Raw genomic sequence first — 15,244 nt, forward strand, 5'->3', positions numbered from 1 at the left:
GGAGACCAGCAAAGTGAAGCATTTCCAGCCCATGCAATTCGCCCGCCTGCCGGCGAGCCGGCGCGCCCTGCGCATCGCCGAGCTTTTTTCGCTGGCGACCGAGGACCGCAGTCCTCCAGCTTCAAAGGAAGGCGACAGCGGGCAAAATCCGACGCAGGTTCAGCCGCGCCGCAGAACCGCGATGTAGAAACCGTCCACGTCGTAGCGCGCCGGGGTGAGCCTCAGGCCCGCGCCATGCGGCGACGCGGCGCCCGATAGAGCCGACAGCCCGGCCTTTTGCAGGCTGTCCTGCGCCGGTTCCGCCGTAAAATCCGGGTTTTGCGCCAGAAATTCCGCGATACGGTCCTCGTTCTCCTCGCAGAGCAGCGAGCAGGTGACATAGACCAGCCGACCGCCTTGTTTCACAAAATCCTTGGCGCGGCCGAGGATCTCCGTCTGGGCCTTGACCCGCTGCTCCAGCGCGCCGGGACGCGTCCGCCATTTGGCGTCGGGATTGCGCCGCCAGGTTCCGACCCCGGTGCAAGGCGCATCGACGAGGACGAGATCGCAAGCTCCGGCGAGATCGGCGACGGGATCCATGTTCGGCCCGCGCGGCGCGCGGACCTGGACATTGCGCGCTCCCGCCTTGTCGAGCCTCGCGAAGATCGGCGCGAGCCGGCGCCCGTCCGAATCGGTGGCGTAAATCTGGCCGCGATTGTCCATGTCGCCGGCCATCGCCAGGGTCTTGCCGCCGCCTCCGGCGCAGAGGTCGAGAACCTGTTCGCCGGGCGCGGCGCGGGCGAGGCGCGCCGCGAGCTGCGAACCCTCGTCCTGAATCTCCACGAGGCCGCGCACATAGGCCGGCTCGGCGGCCAGCGCCGGGCCGCGCGCGCCGCCGGTCTGGACGATGCGGAGCCCGAGCGGCGCTAAGGCGCAGGGCGCCGGCGACAAATGGGCCAGTTCGGCGAGCATTTCGGCGCGGCTGGCCTTGAGCGCATTGACGCGCAGGTCGAGCGGCGCGCGGGCGGCGAGCGCCCGCCCCTCCTCGACCGCGGAGTCGCCAAAGCTGCGTAAAAAGCTCGGCGCCAGCCATTCGGGAAAATCGCCCAGAACCCAGTCGGGCGCGCCGGAAAAATCGGCCCGGCTCAGGTTTTGACGCTCCTTTTCGTCGAGCGGCGGCGGCGCGTGGCCGATTCCGCTGAAATGCGTCTCGATTTCCTCGACCGGCATGTTTCGCGCAAGATGCAAGGCTCCGATCATTTCGGCGCGAGCGGATTCCGATTTCATGATCCAGCGCGCCGAAGCGCGGCGACGCAGGGCGTCGAACACCAGCGAAGCGATGGCGGAACGGTCCTTCGACCCGGCGAAGCGATGGGCCAGCCCCCAGTCCTTGAGGGCGTCGGCAGCCGGACGCCGGCGCGTTTCGAGTTCGTTCAAGACTTCGATGGCGGAGTCGATGCGGGCGGCGGGATGCATGGCGGCTTTTCGCTCGGGCGCGTCATCGCGCCAAGGGGCTTGATCTCCGCCGTCGTTTCACGAACGGCGACCCGACGCAATGCAAATATGCGGCGGCCAGGCGCGCGGCGGCGATCGATTCCGCCGGGAAATCCCGGGGCAAACCGCAATTGCGGGGTTGCACACGGACGCCTGCGGGAGCAGATTGAGGCTCCAAAGAGGGCTCGCCCGACCGGAGAAACCCGGGTCGCCGTTCCCGGCGAGCCCGACTCGATCCGTTTTTTTGACGGAGTATTCCTGATGAATGACATCCGCCTGCTGGCCTCGGCCAGACTTTTCGTCTTCGCCGCTCTTGTCGCGCTCACGACCTGGGCGACCGGCCCGGCGCATGCCGCGCCCGTCGCGGCCTCCAGCCTCGCGGCGCAAGTCGCAGCCGAGCCGCCGATCGAAAAGACCCGGCTCTATTGTTTCAATCGCTATACGGGTCAATTTCTGCACTGGGGACCCTGCGGCGGCTATCGCCGCACCTATTATCGGCCGGTCTATCACTATTATCGGCCCGTTTACCGGTCTTATCGGCCGGTTTACCGCCGCCATTACTATCATCGCCCGCGCTGGCATTATTATTAGTCCGCCCGGCGCCTGACGCCGTCCTGAACTTGCAGGCCGAGGCAGCAACAGGAGGTTGCGGCCGGAGGGAGGTATTTTGCCCTTGCCTTCTGCTCGCAACCAAATATTGTTTCAGGTGAGCATCAGGTTTCTCCTGAATTGTGGCAACTGGAGCGCGGATTAATATTTCATGCTCACCGCGATCCATGGAGTTTTTTACTATGCACGCAATCCGACTGCTTTCCTTGCTGACCTTTGCCGCCGCCGCCTTCGCAATTGCGCCGTCAGTCCCGGCGGGCGCCATGCCGATCGCCGCCGCGCCGCTTTCCCCGGCGGCGTTCAACGAGGCCGGAATGGTCGAGAACGTCAACTGGCATCGCCGGCCGTGGCACCAACGTCAGGTGCATCACAAAAGGTATCACCGCGGCAGCAGGAACTGACGCCGGAAGGGAAAAACCGCCGGTTTGCCGAAGGCCGGCGTTTTCGCTGTTTCGGTCTGACGTCTCAAGGCCCGGTCGGCGCTTTCCAGCTTGGCCGGCGCCCGCTGGGCGCGGACGGTCGTAATCATTGTCATGGGCGAGACCAACCGCGCGATCCGGCTCACAGTCCCGTCGGGTAATTCGGGCTTTCGCGGGTGATCGAGACGTCGTGGACATGGCTTTCGCGCAGGCCGGCGTTGGTGATGCGCACGAAGCGCGCCCGCTGCTGGAACTCGGCTATGTCGGGCGCCCCGACATAGCCCATGGCGGCGCGCAGGCCGCCGGCGAGCTGATGCAGAATCGGACCGACCGGGCCGCGGTAGGGGACCTGCCCCTCGATGCCCTCGGGAACCAGTTTGAGCGCGTCCTTGATGTCCTGCTGGAAATAGCGGTCCGCCGAGCCGCGCGCCATCGCGCCGACCGAACCCATGCCGCGATAGGCCTTGAACGAACGGCCCTGAAACAGGAAGACCTCGCCGGGGGCTTCTTCGGTGCCAGCCAGCAGCGAACCGATCATCACGCAATCGGCGCCGGCGGCGATGGCCTTGGCGAAATCGCCCGAATATTTGATGCCGCCGTCGCCGATCACCGGCACGCCGGCCTTGCGCGCCTCGCTGGCCGCTTCGAGGATCGCCGTGAGCTGCGGCACGCCGACGCCCGCGACAATGCGGGTGGTGCAGATCGAGCCGGGGCCGATGCCGACCTTGATCGCGTCGGCGCCGACGTCGATCAGCGCCTTGGCGCCTTCTGCGGTGGCGATATTGCCGGCGATCACCGCCACGGCGTTGGACAGCCGCTTGATCCGCGCCACCTGGTCGAGCACCTGTTGCGAATGGCCATGGGCGGTATCGACGACAATGCAGTCCACGCCGGCGTCGATCAGCACTTCGGCGCGGAAAAATCCCTTTTCGCCGACGGTCGAGGCGGCGGCGACGCGCAGGCGCCCGGCCTCGTCCTTGCAGGCCGAGGGATGCTGGGTCGCCTTCTCGATGTCCTTGACGGTGATCAGGCCGACGCAGCGATGCTCCTCGTCGACCACCAGCAGCTTTTCGATGCGGTGCTGATGCAGCAGGCGGCGCGCCTCTTCCTTGGTCACGCCTTCGCGCACCGTGATCAGCGTCTTGGTCATCAGTTCCGACACCGGCTGCGCCCGCTTGTCGGCGAAACGCACGTCGCGGTTGGTCAGAATGCCGACCAGCGTGCCGGGCCGATTTTCGGCGCCGCGCGCCACTACCGGAATGCCGGAGATCGAGTGGCGGCTCATCAGGTCGAGCGCGTCGGCCAAAGTCTCGTCGGGAAAAATGGTGATCGGATTGACCACCATGCCGCTTTCATAGCGTTTTACGCGGCGCACTTCCTCGGCTTGCTGCTCGGGTTCGAGATTGCGGTGGATGACGCCGATGCCGCCGGCCTGGGCCATGGCGATGGCGAGCCGCGCCTCGGTGACCGTATCCATCGCCGACGACATGATCGGCAGGTTAAGCAGAATATCGCGCGTCAGCCGGGTCTGGATCGAGACGCCGGACGGCATGACTTCCGAATGGCCGGGCCGCAGCAGCACGTCGTCGAACGTCAGCGCTTCGGTCAGCAAGGGGGTCGGGTCCATGGCCAGCTCCATCGGCGCGGGGCGCGACAGGCGAAATTTTTTGGTTTTCGCCTGAAGGCGGAAAGGGACGGCGGCGCTTCGCGCGCCACTGCTCGAGTTGGCATATGCCGATAGCACTTCCGGGGCAGGTTTCCAACAAAACCGCTGCGATAATCGAAATTTATCCGGGCGGCGCGCACGGGAGACGCCGCGCCCGGATAAAAATTTCCCATCGGGGCGGCCGAAGGCTAAATAAGACCCCCGGCCCCCGGAAACCCCGCCTTGCGTCCGTTCATTCTCACGCCGCTGATCGTCGCCTGCGCGCTGTTCATGGAGCAGCTCGATTCGACCATCGTCGCCACCTCGCTGCCGGCGATCGCCGCCGACCTGCACCAGGACCCGATCGCGCTGAAACTGTCGATGACTTCCTACATGCTGGCGCAGGCGGTGTTCATCCCCGCTTCCGGCTGGGTCGCCGACCGTTACGGCGCCCGCACGGTTTTTCGCGCGGCGATCGTGGTTTTCACCCTTGGCTCGATCCTGTGCGGCCTGTCGAGCAGCTTGCCGCAATTCGTCGCCGCCCGCATTTTTCAGGGCTGCGGCGGCGCGATGATGGCGCCGGTCGGACGTCTGGTGCTGTTTCGCTCGGTGGAGCGCAGCGAAATCGTGCGCGCCATGGCCTATCTGACCATTCCGGCGCTGGTCGGCCCGATGCTTGGTCCGCCGCTCGGCGGCTTCATCTCGACCTATCTGAACTGGCGCTGGAATTTCTGGATCAATGTCCCGTTCGGCCTGCTCGGCGTCGTGCTGGCGACGCTCTATGTCCAGGATGCGCGCGAAGAAAATATCGGCGCCTTCGACGCCAAGGGGTTCCTGCTCACGGGACTGGGCCTCTCAAGCCTGATTTTCGGCCTGACCGTGCTGGGACGCGGCTTCATCGGCCATGATTTGAACCTCGGCCTGATCCTGTTCGGCGTCGTCTGCACAAGCTTTTATATCTTTCATGCGCTGCGGGTCGAAAATCCGATCCTCGACCTGCGGCTGCTGGCGATCGACTCGTTCCGCGCCAGTGTCGTGGGTGGCTTTCTGTTTCGCGTCGGCGTCGGCGCGACGCCTTTTCTGCTGCCGCTGATGCTGCAACTCGGTTTCGGCATGACCCCGTTCCAGTCGGGACTGACCACTTTCGTCGCCACCGCCGGCGCGCTGGTGATGAAGGCTTCCGCCGCGTCGGCGCTGCAGCGCTTCGGCTTCAAGAACACGCTGGTGTTCAATTGCCTGATCAGCGCCGCCTTCCTTGCGGCCAATGGCCTGTTCCGCCCGGACACGCCGCAGGCGCTGATGCTGCTGACCTTGTTCGTCGGCGGCTTTTTCCGCTCGCTGCAATTCACCGCGCTGAACGCTTTGGCCTATGCCGATATCGATCATGCCGCGATGAGCAAGGCGACGAGCTTTGCCGCCGTCGCCCAGCAATTGTCGCTGTCGTCGGGGGTCGCCATCGCCGCCGCCGTGGTCGAGCAGACGCGCGGCCGCTCGATTGACGCCCGGATCGGAGCTCTGGATTTCCCGCCGGCCTTCTTCGTCGTCGCCGCCATCACCGCCGCCTCGGCGCTGGTCTTCATGCGCCTGCCGCCCGACGCGGGCGCCGCGCTTTCCGGACAGGGGCGCCAACAGGCGGAGTGACGCGCTCCCGGCTTCGATTCGGCGCGGGCGCCGCCTTCGCAAAACGCCGCTCCTCGGCGGCGTCTTCGCCCAAGCTTGCGGGCATGGCTGACGAAAAAGTGATCTGGCATGAAGTTTTTTTTCTTGACTGGTTTGCGGCTCCTCCGACGCCTCGCGGGCCGGCTCGCTTGCCGACAACAAAAATAATCGAATTATTCCTTTTTTATCAATAACTTACATAGAACATGCGCGTTTCTGACGCTGGCGCAGGGTCGACGCAATTGCCGCATTTTTGCAACACCGGGTGACAAACGCGTCCAATCGCGACCAACCTCCTGTTCCGCCACGCCATTCTTGAGTAATGTAACTCGAACAGGTTCCACTGGTCCCAAAAAAAAGGGGTTTGAAAATGCGTCATCTTCTTCTCTCCACCGTCGCCATTGCGGCTCTGGCCGGACAGGCCTTCGCCGCCGATCTGCCCTCGCGCAAGGAAGCCCCGGTCTATGTCGCCCCGGCCCCGCTCTTCTCCTGGACCGGCTTCTACATCGGCGCCGACATCGGCGGCTCCTGGGGCAACGCCAATCTCTGGGTTCCCGGCACGAACTACACCTTCAGCCACAACGCCCAGAATAATGGCGTGATCGGCGGCGGTTTCATCGGCTATAACTATCAGATCAACAACTTCGTCATCGGCGTGCAGGGCGAATTCGACGGCACCGGCACCGGCAATTCCCGCTACACTGCTCCGGGTCTCGGCCTGCGCAACTACGTCTACGAATCCAGCTTCAACCAGAACTGGATCGCCTCGATCGACGGCCGCCTCGGCTACGCCATCGACCGCACCCTGATTTACGCCATCGGCGGCGCGGCCTGGAGCGACAATTCGGCGCATCTCAACAACCTGTCCACCGGCGCCGGCTGGAGCACCAACAACACCCGCACCGGCTACGATGTCGGCGGCGGCGTGGAATACGCCTTCACCAACAACTGGACCGGCCGGATCGAATATCGCTACTACAACTTCGGCACCAGCAACTACGCCGGCATCGACCCCTACCTCGCCAACGCCTTCTATCGCACGACTCTCACCAACAACGTCGTTCGCGTCGGTCTGGCGTACAAGTTCGGCGCCCCGGAACCCGTCGTCGCCAAATACTGAGACTCACGCCTCACGGCGTATCGAGAAAGCCCGGCCTTTTGGCCGGGCTTTTTCATATCGTCGCGCGTCGGGCTCGATCCGATCTAAAATTAAATTTAAACATGTAGTTGGCATTTATATCTCATGTATTACATGAGGTACGGAAATGTTTCAGGCGGCTGGTTGGCTCGGGTCCCCGGCCGCGCGAAAGCCCGTCGCCAGCACATAGAGCTCGGCGGAATCGGCGCGGCTCGACTGCGGCTTGATATGCCGCACCGTTGCATAGTCGCGCTTGAGCCGCGTCACCAACTCGCCGGTTTCGCCGCCCTGGAACAATTTGCACAGGAACCAGCCGCCCGGCTTGAGGACTTCGCCGGCGAAATCCGCCGCCAGTTCCGCGATATGGACAATGCGCAAGTGATCGGTCTTCTTGTGGCCGGTGGTGTTGGCGGCCATGTCGGAAAGCACGCCATCAGCCTCGCCGCCCAGCATTGATCTGAGCTTGTCGGCGGCTTCCGCGTCGAGAAAGTCCATCACCGCGAAATCCACCCCGGCGATCGGTTCGATATCGATGAGGTCGATGCCGACGACCTTGCCGCGTCCGTCGCGCGACCTGGTTTTTTTCGCCGACACCTGCGACCAGCCGCCCGGCGCCGCGCCGAGATCGACGATTCTCTGGCCCGGTTGCAGCAGCTGGTATTTCTCGTCGATTTCGAGGAGCTTGAACGCGGCGCGCGAGCGCCAGCCCTCGCGTTTGGCGCGCGCGACATAAGGATCGTTCAATTGCCGCTGGAGCCACAGCGTCGAGGACAGGGTCCGTTTGCGCGCCGTCTTCACGCGCGTCTTGAGACCGCGTCCGCCTTCGCCGCCCGATCCTCCGGTGGTTTTTTTCACTTGATTTCGCCTTTTGCCGCCTTCGGCGCGAATCGGAAGTGCCGGCTTCTTCGCTCGGAACGCGACCCGCAAACCCCTTCGCTCGCAATCGCCCTCAGATGGCGAAGGAACGGTCGGCGCGCATCAGTTCGAGCAGCATTCCCTCGCGCAGGCCCCGGTCGGCGATGCGGATTCGCTCCGAGGGGAAGGAGCGTCGGATGCCTTCAAGAATGGCGCAGCCGGCCAGCACCAGATCGGCGCGCTCGGGACCGATGCAGGAATTCTGCGACCTTTCGGCATAGGACATGCGGCGCAGACGATTCATCACCGCGTCGATTTCCGCGTGGGACATCCATAGCCCGTCCACGCGGCGCCGGTCATAGCGCGGCAGGTTGAGATGAATGCCGGCGAGCGTCGTCACCGTGCCGGAGGTGCCGAGCAGATGGAAGCGATGGCATCTTTCCTCCTTGGCGGCGGAATCGATGAATTGTTGCAATTCGCTGACGACGAGATCGGTCATGGCGTTGAACTGGGCGTAGGACACTTCGTCGCCGCCGAAACGCTCGGCCAACGTCACGACGCCCAGTTTGAGCGAAGTCCAGTGGCGGATGCGTTCGCCGCCCTGCGGCCCGCCGCGCCCGAGCCAGACGATTTCCGAAGAACCGCCGCCAATATCGAACAGCACCACGGCTTTCGCCGCCGCATCGGCGAGCGAGGCGCAGCCGACGGCTGCGAGCCGGGCTTCGGTCTCGCGGCCGATGATTTCGAGCTTGAGGCCGGTTTCCGCCCTCGCCCTTTCGATGAATTCGAGGCCGTTTTCGGCGGCGCGGCAGGCTTCGGTGGCGATGAGCCGCGCGCGGGTGACGCCGCGCGCCACCATCTTGTCGCGACAGACGAGCAGCGCGTCGATGGTGCGGGCGATCGCCTCCTCGCTGAGGCTCCCGGTCTGGCTTACGCCCTCGCCGAGCCGGACGATGCGGGAGAAGGCGTCGACAATGCGGAAATTCTCGTTTCCGCCCTGCGAAGAATCGCGAATCGGACGCGCCACGAGCAGCCGACAATTATTGGTGCCGAGATCGAGCGCGGCATAGGTCGCGGGAGCGCGGGAGGCGCGCCTGTCGCCATCGCCGCCAAAGTTTTGCGGGCGCGCCGCCACAGCCTCGCCAAGCGAGCTCTGCGCCGCAGTCGCGTTCACCGCCGTCAAATCCGTATCTCCCGCGCCAGAAACGCGCCTGTTCGTCAGAGCGCCAGCATAAGGCCGGGGGGACCGGCGCGACAAGCAAATTGTGGAGCGGGATCGAGCCGATGGCCCATCCCGCGCCGCCAGGCGCTCAAAGCGGGTTGCGCAAAGGGGGTTGCGCTCGGCTTCGCCGTTGGCTATGTCAAACGCGACTTGCAGCGGCCTGCCTCCAGGCGGCGCGCGGTGGGGGATAGTTCAACGGTAGAACAGCGGACTCTGACTCCGTTAATCTTGGTTCGAATCCAGGTCTCCCAGCCAACCATTTGAATGAATGCGCGAAATGGTGACGTCTTCCATGCCGATTTGGCGACAAATCGGCATGGAAAGCTAGGCGGCGCGCCGCCGGTCGCGGGAAGCAGCGCGGCGCGCCTTCTGCAAGTTCAAGCACTATCTGGCGTCCGGCGCGATGAACTGGCCGAAGGCGCGCGGGCTGGCGGCGACGGCGATCTTGTCGACCAGTTCCAGCGATTCCACATCGATGCGCGCCAGCACGTCGTCCATCCAGCACGCGATATAAAGGCTGCGCCGATCGGGCGCGAGCAAGGCGCCTTCGGGATAACCGCAGACCGCGATCGTTTTGAGTTCCGCATAGGTTTCGCCGTCAACGACCGAAACGCTGTCGTCATGCTGGTTGGTGACGAAAATGCGCCGCCCGTCCGACGTCGCCGCTATGGCGTAGGGAAAGCTACGAACTTTCAGCCGGCGCGTCTCGCGTCGCGTCGCCAGGTCAATCACCGAGACATCGCCCGATTGCACATTGGCGACCAGCAGGCGTGGACCGTGCGGGTCGTAGGTCACGCCGAAGGGCGCCTTGCCGGCGGCGATTTCGGCGACGCTTTTCAGGGTCGCCAGATCGACCATCGAGACCGAATCGCTCTCGCGATTGGCGACGAATAAGAACCGCCCTTCGGGGTCGGTGGCCATGCCGGCGGGCGATTGGCCAACCGCGATCTCGGCGATTTCCCGCAACCGCTCCGCATCGAACACATGCACCCGATTCCCATACCAGTCGGCGACGAAAATTCTGGCGCCGGCCGGGTCCAGCGCAATGCCGAGCGGACCGGCGCCGCAGGCGATTTCGGCGATGACCCGGTGGCGTCCATCGGGGCCGCGTTCGATGACCGAAAAGCTCCTGCCTTCGGGATTGGTCGCGTAAATCCGTAGGCCGCCAGGGGCGACGGCGACCCCGGCAGGCTTTTTGCCGATTTTCACCGTCTCGACCACGCGGCCTTGCGCCAGATCGACGATCGACAAGGCGTCGGCGCCCTGCGCCGTGACATAGGCCAGAGGCTCGGCGCTCAGTGGGGCGCCAGGGGCGAGCCAAAACAGGGCCGCGCAAAACGCCGAGCTTTTTGCAAGAGGCGGGAAAGCCGGGTGGCTCATTCCGGCGGCTCCGAACCGCCGGAAAATCACGGTGCGGCTTCCAGAATCTTCTTCAGATTGTCGAGACCGGCGCGATAGACCCCCTTCACCGCCGCGACCGAGGATTCGTCGTTCAATTCGGGCGGCGGGTCGTTGAGCATGTAACCGCGGTAAAACGCGCCTTTCCATTCCACGGTTGAACCGCCCTTGCCATTGTCGAGCACGGAAATGGTCGCGGTGTAATTATTCACCGGCAGGATTTTCGGATCGACCTTGGGGATTTCATATTTGTAGCTGTGGCCGGCCCCGTCATATTTGAGCAGCACCTCGGCGAAACTCGGCGCGCCCGGCGCCCTGAGCACCAGGATTCGGGTCGAGCCTTCCTCATTGCCCTTGTCGGCGGCGCTGGAGGCGACAACGGGATGCCATTTGGCCAGCGCGTCGAAATTGCCGATCACCGCCCAGACTTTGTCCACCGGCCTGTCGATCTCCACGGTCTCGACCAGCTTCTGTCGGGTCGGCCCATGCGCCAAAGCCGGCGCCGCCAGCGCCGCGCAAACAACGGCCGTCGCCAAAGCCAGAAATTTCATTGCGTTTCTCCCGTCCTTCCATCCGGTTTTTCCGGCTTGCCGGGATCATGTCAGAGGGCGCGCGCAGCGGGAAGCAGCCTGTGAAATTTCTAAGAAGTCCCCGCCTTCGCCTTTTCAGGGGGCGGACGCCGCCTCTCTCTAAAGCCGGGCCGCATGCCAGGCGACATGATCGGCCATGAAGCTGGAGATGAAATAATAGGAATGGTCATAGCCCTCGCGGATGTTGAGCGTGAGCGGAATGCCGGCGGCCTTGCAGGCCTCCTCCAGCAGCCAGGGTTTCAGACCTTTTTGCAGGAAGGCGTCCGAGCCGCCCTGATCGACCAGAAATTCCTTGAATCTTTTTCCATCGGCGATCAGCAGCGTGGCGTCGTAATCGCGCCAGGCCTTCTCGTCCGGGCCCAGATATTTGGTCAGCGCCGGGACCGACCAATCGCTGGTCGAGGGCTGGACGATCGGGGAAAAGGCCGAACAGCTCTTGAATCTTTCGGGATGTTTGAGCGCCAGAGTCAGCGCGCCATGGCCGCCCATCGAATGGCCGAACAGGCCCTGCCGCGACAGGTCGGCGGCGGGAAACTGTTCGCCGATCAGTTCCGGCAATTCTTTGGAAACATAGGAATACATCCGATAATTCTTGTCGTAGGGCGGCTGCGTGGCGTCGAGATAAAAGCCGGCGCCGGAGCCAAATTGCCAATTATCGGCCTCGTCGGGCACATCGGCGCCGCGCGGCGAGGTGTCGGGACAAACGATCATCACCCCATGTCGCGCGGCGGCGGCGCGGAATTCGCCCTTTTCGGTGACATTGGCATGGGTGCAGGTCAGGCCGGAGAAATACCAGAGCACGGGAACCTTGCCCTCTGCCGCCTGTGGCGGAACGAAGACCGAAAAGGTCATCGGGGTTCCGGTTTCGCGCGATTCGTGGCGATAGACGCCTTGCACGCCCTCGTGCGATCTGGCGGTCGATACGGTTTCCATTCCAGGCTCCGGCATAAGAATTGGGGCGCTTGGCGCGCCCGGACGATGCGGAACAAGAGAGCGCCGGCGCAAGCGCCGACGCTCCGTTTCGCTGGGGAGAAGCAGTCCCGAGAAAAAAGCGCTCCCGGGCAGGGAATCAGGCCGCCAGCTTGCCGTTGGCCTTGGCGACATGGGTGGCGATGGCGTCCATCAACGGCGGCGATAGCGCGTCATAGGGTTCGAGGCCGATCGACTTGAGCTGGGCGCGCACTTCTTCCATCCGCTCCGGCGGGAAGCCGGATTCAATGATCGAGGAAACGAAGGCGGCGAATTGCGGCTCCTGCCAGCCCTCGTCGCTCGACAATTCGGTATGGATGAAATCCAGTCCATAGAACGGATGGGCTTTGTTTTCGATGCGGCCATACATATGCGCGCCGCAATCCTTGCAGGCGTAGCGCTGGATGGTCGCGGAAGGATCGATGATATGCAGCTTTTCTGCGCCGGAGATCACCTTGAGATTATCCCTGGAGACGACCGCGACCACGGAAAACACCGCGCCCGCCGGTTTCCAGCATTTGGTGCAGCCGCAGGCGTGATTATGCGCGCTATTGCCGGTGATCTGCACTTTCACCGGATTATGCTCGCATTTGCAGGTCAGGACCCCGCCCGCGAAACCGGGGTTCCCCTTCTTGAAGCCGTTGTCGATCGAGGGGTGAAGTTTGAGCGCCATGGTTTCCTCCTTGGGCTTTGGTGAGGCGTTTGGTTTTTCCGGATCGGTCGAGGATCCGGTTGCTATGGTCCAGAGTTTCTTGAGACCCTCCAGCATCGCAGATGTCTCCAGTTTGGGCCTTTCGCGCTTTTTCGCGCGAAGGGCCGTTGTCCCCTTTTTGGTTTCTGGCATGGAACTCCGGCTTGTGCTTCTGGCAAGCATAGGCCAATGTAAAACCGCAGTTCCAGCGAGGCCTTTTGTAAAAATATGAAAGTGTTGCGGGAAAACGACCGCCCGAGGATTATGGCATGGCGCTTCCGTCTATGCATTGGGGGGTGATCTTAGTTCTCTCTTAGGATTTTCACATTGACAGCTTTGCAATAATCGGAAAAATAACCGCCATGATGAAAGCAAGGCCCGATTTTTTTGCTTTGCGGCGCCTTTTCCGCATTGCGGTAGCCGTCGGGATGCTGATCGCCGCCGCAAAGGCTGGCGCAGCCCCGGCGAACGAGGCCCCGGCGAATGAGGCGTTGAACATCGATATCGCCTTTGTCGCTCATGCGCGCCCGCCTTCGCCGCCCTTTGTCCTCGATCCGCCGCCGCCCGGCGAAGGATTTGCCGGCGCGAATCTCGCCATCCAGGAAAACGCCACCACCGGCGGTTTTATCGGCCAGAATTTTGCGCTGACCGATATCGAACTGGCCGAGGAAGACAATCCGGCCGAAGCGGTCAAGCCCTGGCTCGACAAGGGCGTGCGGCTGTTCGTCGTCGCCCTGCCGGCGGACGAGGCGCTGGCGCTCGCCGATGCGGTGCGCTCCGTTGGCGGGTTGGTGTTCAATGCGCAGGCGCCCGACGATCGTCTGCGCGGCGCCGATTGCCGTCCCAACCTGTTCCATACCGCGCCCAGCCGCGCCATGCTCGCCGACGGGCTGATGCAATATCTGGCGGTGCGGCGCTGGTCGAAAATCCTGCTGGTTCCGGGCGCCGGCGCCGGCGACGCCCTGTTCGCCGAAGCCGTGCGCGCCTCGGCGAAGAAATTCGGCGTCAAGATCGTCGCGGAAAAGCCCTGGACCTTCGGGCCGCTGGCCCGCGCCCGGTCCGATGCGGTGACCGAATCCGACGCCTTGACCTTTTCGCGGGGAATCGACGCCGACATGATCGTGGTCGCCGACGAGGCGGAGGATTTCGGCGATTATATTCTTTACCGCACCTCGGAGCCCCGGCTCGTCGCCGGCACCCAAGGATTGACTCCGACCTCCTGGCACCCGACCCATACCGCCTGGGGCGCCGAGCAATTGCAAAATCGCTTCATCCGCGCGAGCAACCGGCGGATGCGGCCGATCGATTATCAGGCCTGGGCGGCGACGCGCGCCATTGGCGAGGCCGCGACCGCGACCCGCGCCGCCGATCCGCAAAAAATTGCCGCCTTTCTGCAAAGCCCCTCGTTCAATCTGGCGATTTTCAAGGGCGCGCCGGCCAGCTTCCGCCCCTGGGACCGGCAATTGCGCCAGGCCATCTTGCTGGCGCAGCCGAAATCGCTGATCGGCATGGCGCCTCAGCCGGGCTTCCTCCACCAGCGCAGCACGCTCGACTCGCTCGGCGTCGATGAGAGCGAGAGCGCCTGCAAGTCCAAACAGGTGACGCGATGAAACCGGCCCGCTTGGCTTGTCTGATGCTCTTTGTCGCCGCCGTCCCGACCAGCGCCAACAAGGTCTATGTGACCAACGAAAAATCCAACACCATCAGCGTGATCGACAGCGACACGCTAAGCGTCGTGCAGACCATCAAGGCCGGCCGGCGGCCGCGCGGGGTGCTGACCAGCCCCGATGGCAAGTTGCTTTATGTGTGCGCCAGCGACGACGACGGCGTGCAGGTGTTCGACACCGCGACGATGAAATTGCAGCGCACCTTGCTGTCGGGTCCCGATCCCGAGCAATTCGCGCTCAACGCCGCCGGCAACCTCCTGTATATTTCCAATGAGGACAGTTCCGAAGTCACCATTGTCGATGTCGAGAAGAACCAGATCATGGCCCGCGTGCCGGTCGGCGTCGAGCCGGAAGGCATGGCGCTGAGCCCCGATGGCGCGGTGCTGGTCAATACCTCGGAAACCACCAATATGGCGCATTTCATCGACGCCCGCACGTTCAAGCCGATCGGCAATGTGCTGGTTGACAAGCGCCCGCGCTACGCCATTTTCAGCCGCGACGGTTCGCAACTCTGGGTGAGTTCGGAGGTGGGCGGCAGCGTCGCCGTCATCGATCCGCACAGCCAGAAGATTCTCAAGAAAATCCGCTTCGACGTGCCCGGGCTGACGTCCGAGGAAATCCAGCCGGTCGGCATTCGCCTCACAGCCGACGGCAAGACCGCTTTCGTCGCGCTGGGTCCAGCCAATCGCGTCGCGGTGGTGGACGCCCAAACGTTCGAGGTGCGCAAATATCTGCTGGTCGGCCAGCGCGTCTGGCATCTGGCGCTGACGCCGGATGAAAAATATCTGTTCACCGCCAACGGCAATTCCAACGACGTCTCCGTCATTGACGTCGCCGGCCTGCGGGTGATCAAATCCTTTCCCGTCGGCGCGGCGCCGCTCGGCATCGCCGTGTCGCCCCATTGAGGCC

General features: G+C 63.7%; 16 protein-coding genes and 1 tRNA gene. 8 read left to right on the top strand and 9 right to left on the bottom strand.

The annotated features are described in order from the left end of the window. The first annotated feature begins 13 nt into the window (after positions 1-13). Positions 14-187, top strand: coding sequence for a hypothetical protein (locus QZY01_RS08560; protein ID WP_294535899.1), 174 nt, complete (start codon positions 14-16; stop codon positions 185-187). Here the strand turns inward: QZY01_RS08560 and QZY01_RS08565 are convergent. Beyond that, positions 160-1,455: an RsmB/NOP family class I SAM-dependent RNA methyltransferase gene (locus QZY01_RS08565; RefSeq protein WP_294535902.1), complete on the bottom strand. Its 1,296-nt coding sequence runs from the start codon at positions 1,453-1,455 to the stop codon at positions 160-162. The two genes, QZY01_RS08560 and QZY01_RS08565, sit on opposite strands and share 28 nt — an antisense overlap. Before the next feature lie 279 nt (positions 1,456-1,734). Here QZY01_RS08565 and QZY01_RS08570 point away from each other — a divergent pair, with 279 nt between their 5' ends. Continuing rightward, complete coding sequence (locus QZY01_RS08570) at positions 1,735-2,064, top strand: hypothetical protein (RefSeq protein WP_294535906.1); 330 nt, start codon at positions 1,735-1,737, stop codon at positions 2,062-2,064. Between the two features lie 224 nt (positions 2,065-2,288). Further along, complete coding sequence (locus QZY01_RS08575) at positions 2,289-2,483, top strand: hypothetical protein (RefSeq protein WP_294535909.1); 195 nt, start codon at positions 2,289-2,291, stop codon at positions 2,481-2,483. A 160-nt stretch (positions 2,484-2,643) separates the two neighbouring features. On the opposite strand, the gene guaB is transcribed toward QZY01_RS08575, so the two are convergent. Beyond that, the gene (guaB, locus tag QZY01_RS08580) at positions 2,644-4,128 is read right to left on the bottom strand and encodes an IMP dehydrogenase (RefSeq protein WP_294535911.1); all 1,485 of its coding nucleotides are present in this window, start codon (positions 4,126-4,128) and stop codon (positions 2,644-2,646) included. A 261-nt stretch (positions 4,129-4,389) separates the two neighbouring features. Between guaB and QZY01_RS08585 the strand changes: the two genes are divergently transcribed. Together QZY01_RS08585 and QZY01_RS08590 are read left to right on the top strand one after the other, a co-directional pair. Beyond that, positions 4,390-5,787 (top strand): DHA2 family efflux MFS transporter permease subunit, encoded by a 1,398-nt coding sequence (locus QZY01_RS08585; protein WP_294535914.1) that lies wholly within the window; start codon positions 4,390-4,392, stop codon positions 5,785-5,787. A gap of 388 nt (positions 5,788-6,175) precedes the next feature. Continuing rightward, the gene (locus QZY01_RS08590; RefSeq protein ID WP_294535916.1) at positions 6,176-6,925 is read left to right on the top strand and encodes an outer membrane protein; all 750 of its coding nucleotides are present in this window, start codon (positions 6,176-6,178) and stop codon (positions 6,923-6,925) included. Positions 6,926-7,075: 150 nt separating this feature from the next. Here the strand turns inward: QZY01_RS08590 and QZY01_RS08595 are convergent, their stop codons facing one another. Then, entirely contained in the window at positions 7,076-7,798 is a 723-nt protein-coding gene (locus QZY01_RS08595; protein ID WP_294535918.1) for an RlmE family RNA methyltransferase, read from the bottom strand. A 94-nt stretch (positions 7,799-7,892) separates the two neighbouring features. Then, entirely contained in the window at positions 7,893-8,981 is a 1,089-nt protein-coding gene (locus QZY01_RS08600) for a Ppx/GppA phosphatase family protein (protein WP_294535920.1), read from the bottom strand. A 220-nt stretch (positions 8,982-9,201) separates the two neighbouring features. Here QZY01_RS08600 and QZY01_RS08605 point away from each other — a divergent pair. Then, positions 9,202-9,275 (top strand) — tRNA-Gln (locus QZY01_RS08605). Between the two features lie 129 nt (positions 9,276-9,404). On the opposite strand, the gene QZY01_RS08610 is transcribed toward QZY01_RS08605, so the two are convergent. From QZY01_RS08610 to QZY01_RS08630, 5 genes are all read right to left on the bottom strand, one after another. After that, on the bottom strand, positions 9,405-10,400 hold the full coding sequence (locus tag QZY01_RS08610; RefSeq protein ID WP_294535922.1) for a YncE family protein: 996 nt from the start codon (positions 10,398-10,400) through the stop codon (positions 9,405-9,407). Between the two features lie 26 nt (positions 10,401-10,426). Beyond that, positions 10,427-10,969 carry an SRPBCC family protein gene (locus QZY01_RS08615; RefSeq protein WP_294535924.1) on the bottom strand — a complete coding sequence of 181 codons (543 nt, stop codon included), beginning with the start codon at positions 10,967-10,969 and terminating at the stop codon, positions 10,427-10,429. Positions 10,970-11,107: 138 nt separating this feature from the next. Continuing rightward, a complete protein-coding gene (fghA, locus tag QZY01_RS08620) occupies positions 11,108-11,941 on the bottom strand; it encodes an S-formylglutathione hydrolase (RefSeq protein WP_294535926.1) in 834 nt (277 codons plus the stop codon). Positions 11,942-12,077: 136 nt separating this feature from the next. Further along, entirely contained in the window at positions 12,078-12,650 is a 573-nt protein-coding gene (gfa, locus tag QZY01_RS08625) for an S-(hydroxymethyl)glutathione synthase (RefSeq protein WP_294535982.1), read from the bottom strand. A 340-nt stretch (positions 12,651-12,990) separates the two neighbouring features. After that, complete coding sequence (locus tag QZY01_RS08630; protein WP_294535927.1) at positions 12,991-13,167, bottom strand: hypothetical protein; 177 nt, start codon at positions 13,165-13,167, stop codon at positions 12,991-12,993. On the opposite strand from QZY01_RS08630, the gene QZY01_RS08635 reads away from it, so the two are divergent. Together QZY01_RS08635 and QZY01_RS08640 are read left to right on the top strand one after the other, a co-directional pair. Then, positions 13,160-14,278, top strand: a complete 1,119-nt coding sequence (locus QZY01_RS08635) for an ABC transporter substrate-binding protein (RefSeq protein WP_294535929.1) — start codon at positions 13,160-13,162, stop codon at positions 14,276-14,278. The genes QZY01_RS08630 and QZY01_RS08635 overlap by 8 nt on opposite strands. A gap of 23 nt (positions 14,279-14,301) precedes the next feature. Continuing rightward, positions 14,302-15,240, top strand: a complete 939-nt coding sequence (locus tag QZY01_RS08640; protein WP_294535931.1) for a PQQ-dependent catabolism-associated beta-propeller protein — start codon at positions 14,302-14,304, stop codon at positions 15,238-15,240. The last annotated feature ends 4 nt before the right edge of the window (positions 15,241-15,244 follow it).

The organism is uncultured Rhodoblastus sp., from assembly GCF_903903185.1.
Classification (GTDB): domain Bacteria; phylum Pseudomonadota; class Alphaproteobacteria; order Rhizobiales; family Beijerinckiaceae; genus Rhodoblastus.

What these genes read in the sequence shown, in the direction of transcription:
- QZY01_RS08565 (WP_294535902.1), bottom strand. Translation starts at nt 1,455, where the DNA reads ATGCATCCCGCCGCCCGCATCGACTCCGCCATCGAAGTCTTGAACGAA.
- QZY01_RS08570 (WP_294535906.1), top strand. Translation starts at nt 1,735, where the DNA reads ATGAATGACATCCGCCTGCTGGCCTCGGCCAGACTTTTCGTCTTCGCC.
- guaB (WP_294535911.1), bottom strand. Translation starts at nt 4,128, where the DNA reads ATGGACCCGACCCCCTTGCTGACCGAAGCGCTGACGTTCGACGACGTG.
- QZY01_RS08590 (WP_294535916.1), top strand. Translation starts at nt 6,176, where the DNA reads ATGCGTCATCTTCTTCTCTCCACCGTCGCCATTGCGGCTCTGGCCGGA.
- QZY01_RS08610 (WP_294535922.1), bottom strand. Translation starts at nt 10,400, where the DNA reads ATGAGCCACCCGGCTTTCCCGCCTCTTGCAAAAAGCTCGGCGTTTTGC.
- QZY01_RS08615 (WP_294535924.1), bottom strand. Translation starts at nt 10,969, where the DNA reads ATGAAATTTCTGGCTTTGGCGACGGCCGTTGTTTGCGCGGCGCTGGCG.
- fghA (WP_294535926.1), bottom strand. Translation starts at nt 11,941, where the DNA reads ATGGAAACCGTATCGACCGCCAGATCGCACGAGGGCGTGCAAGGCGTC.
- gfa (WP_294535982.1), bottom strand. Translation starts at nt 12,650, where the DNA reads ATGGCGCTCAAACTTCACCCCTCGATCGACAACGGCTTCAAGAAGGGG.
- QZY01_RS08630 (WP_294535927.1), bottom strand. Translation starts at nt 13,167, where the DNA reads ATGTTCAACGCCTCATTCGCCGGGGCCTCGTTCGCCGGGGCTGCGCCA.
- QZY01_RS08640 (WP_294535931.1), top strand. Translation starts at nt 14,302, where the DNA reads ATGCTCTTTGTCGCCGCCGTCCCGACCAGCGCCAACAAGGTCTATGTG.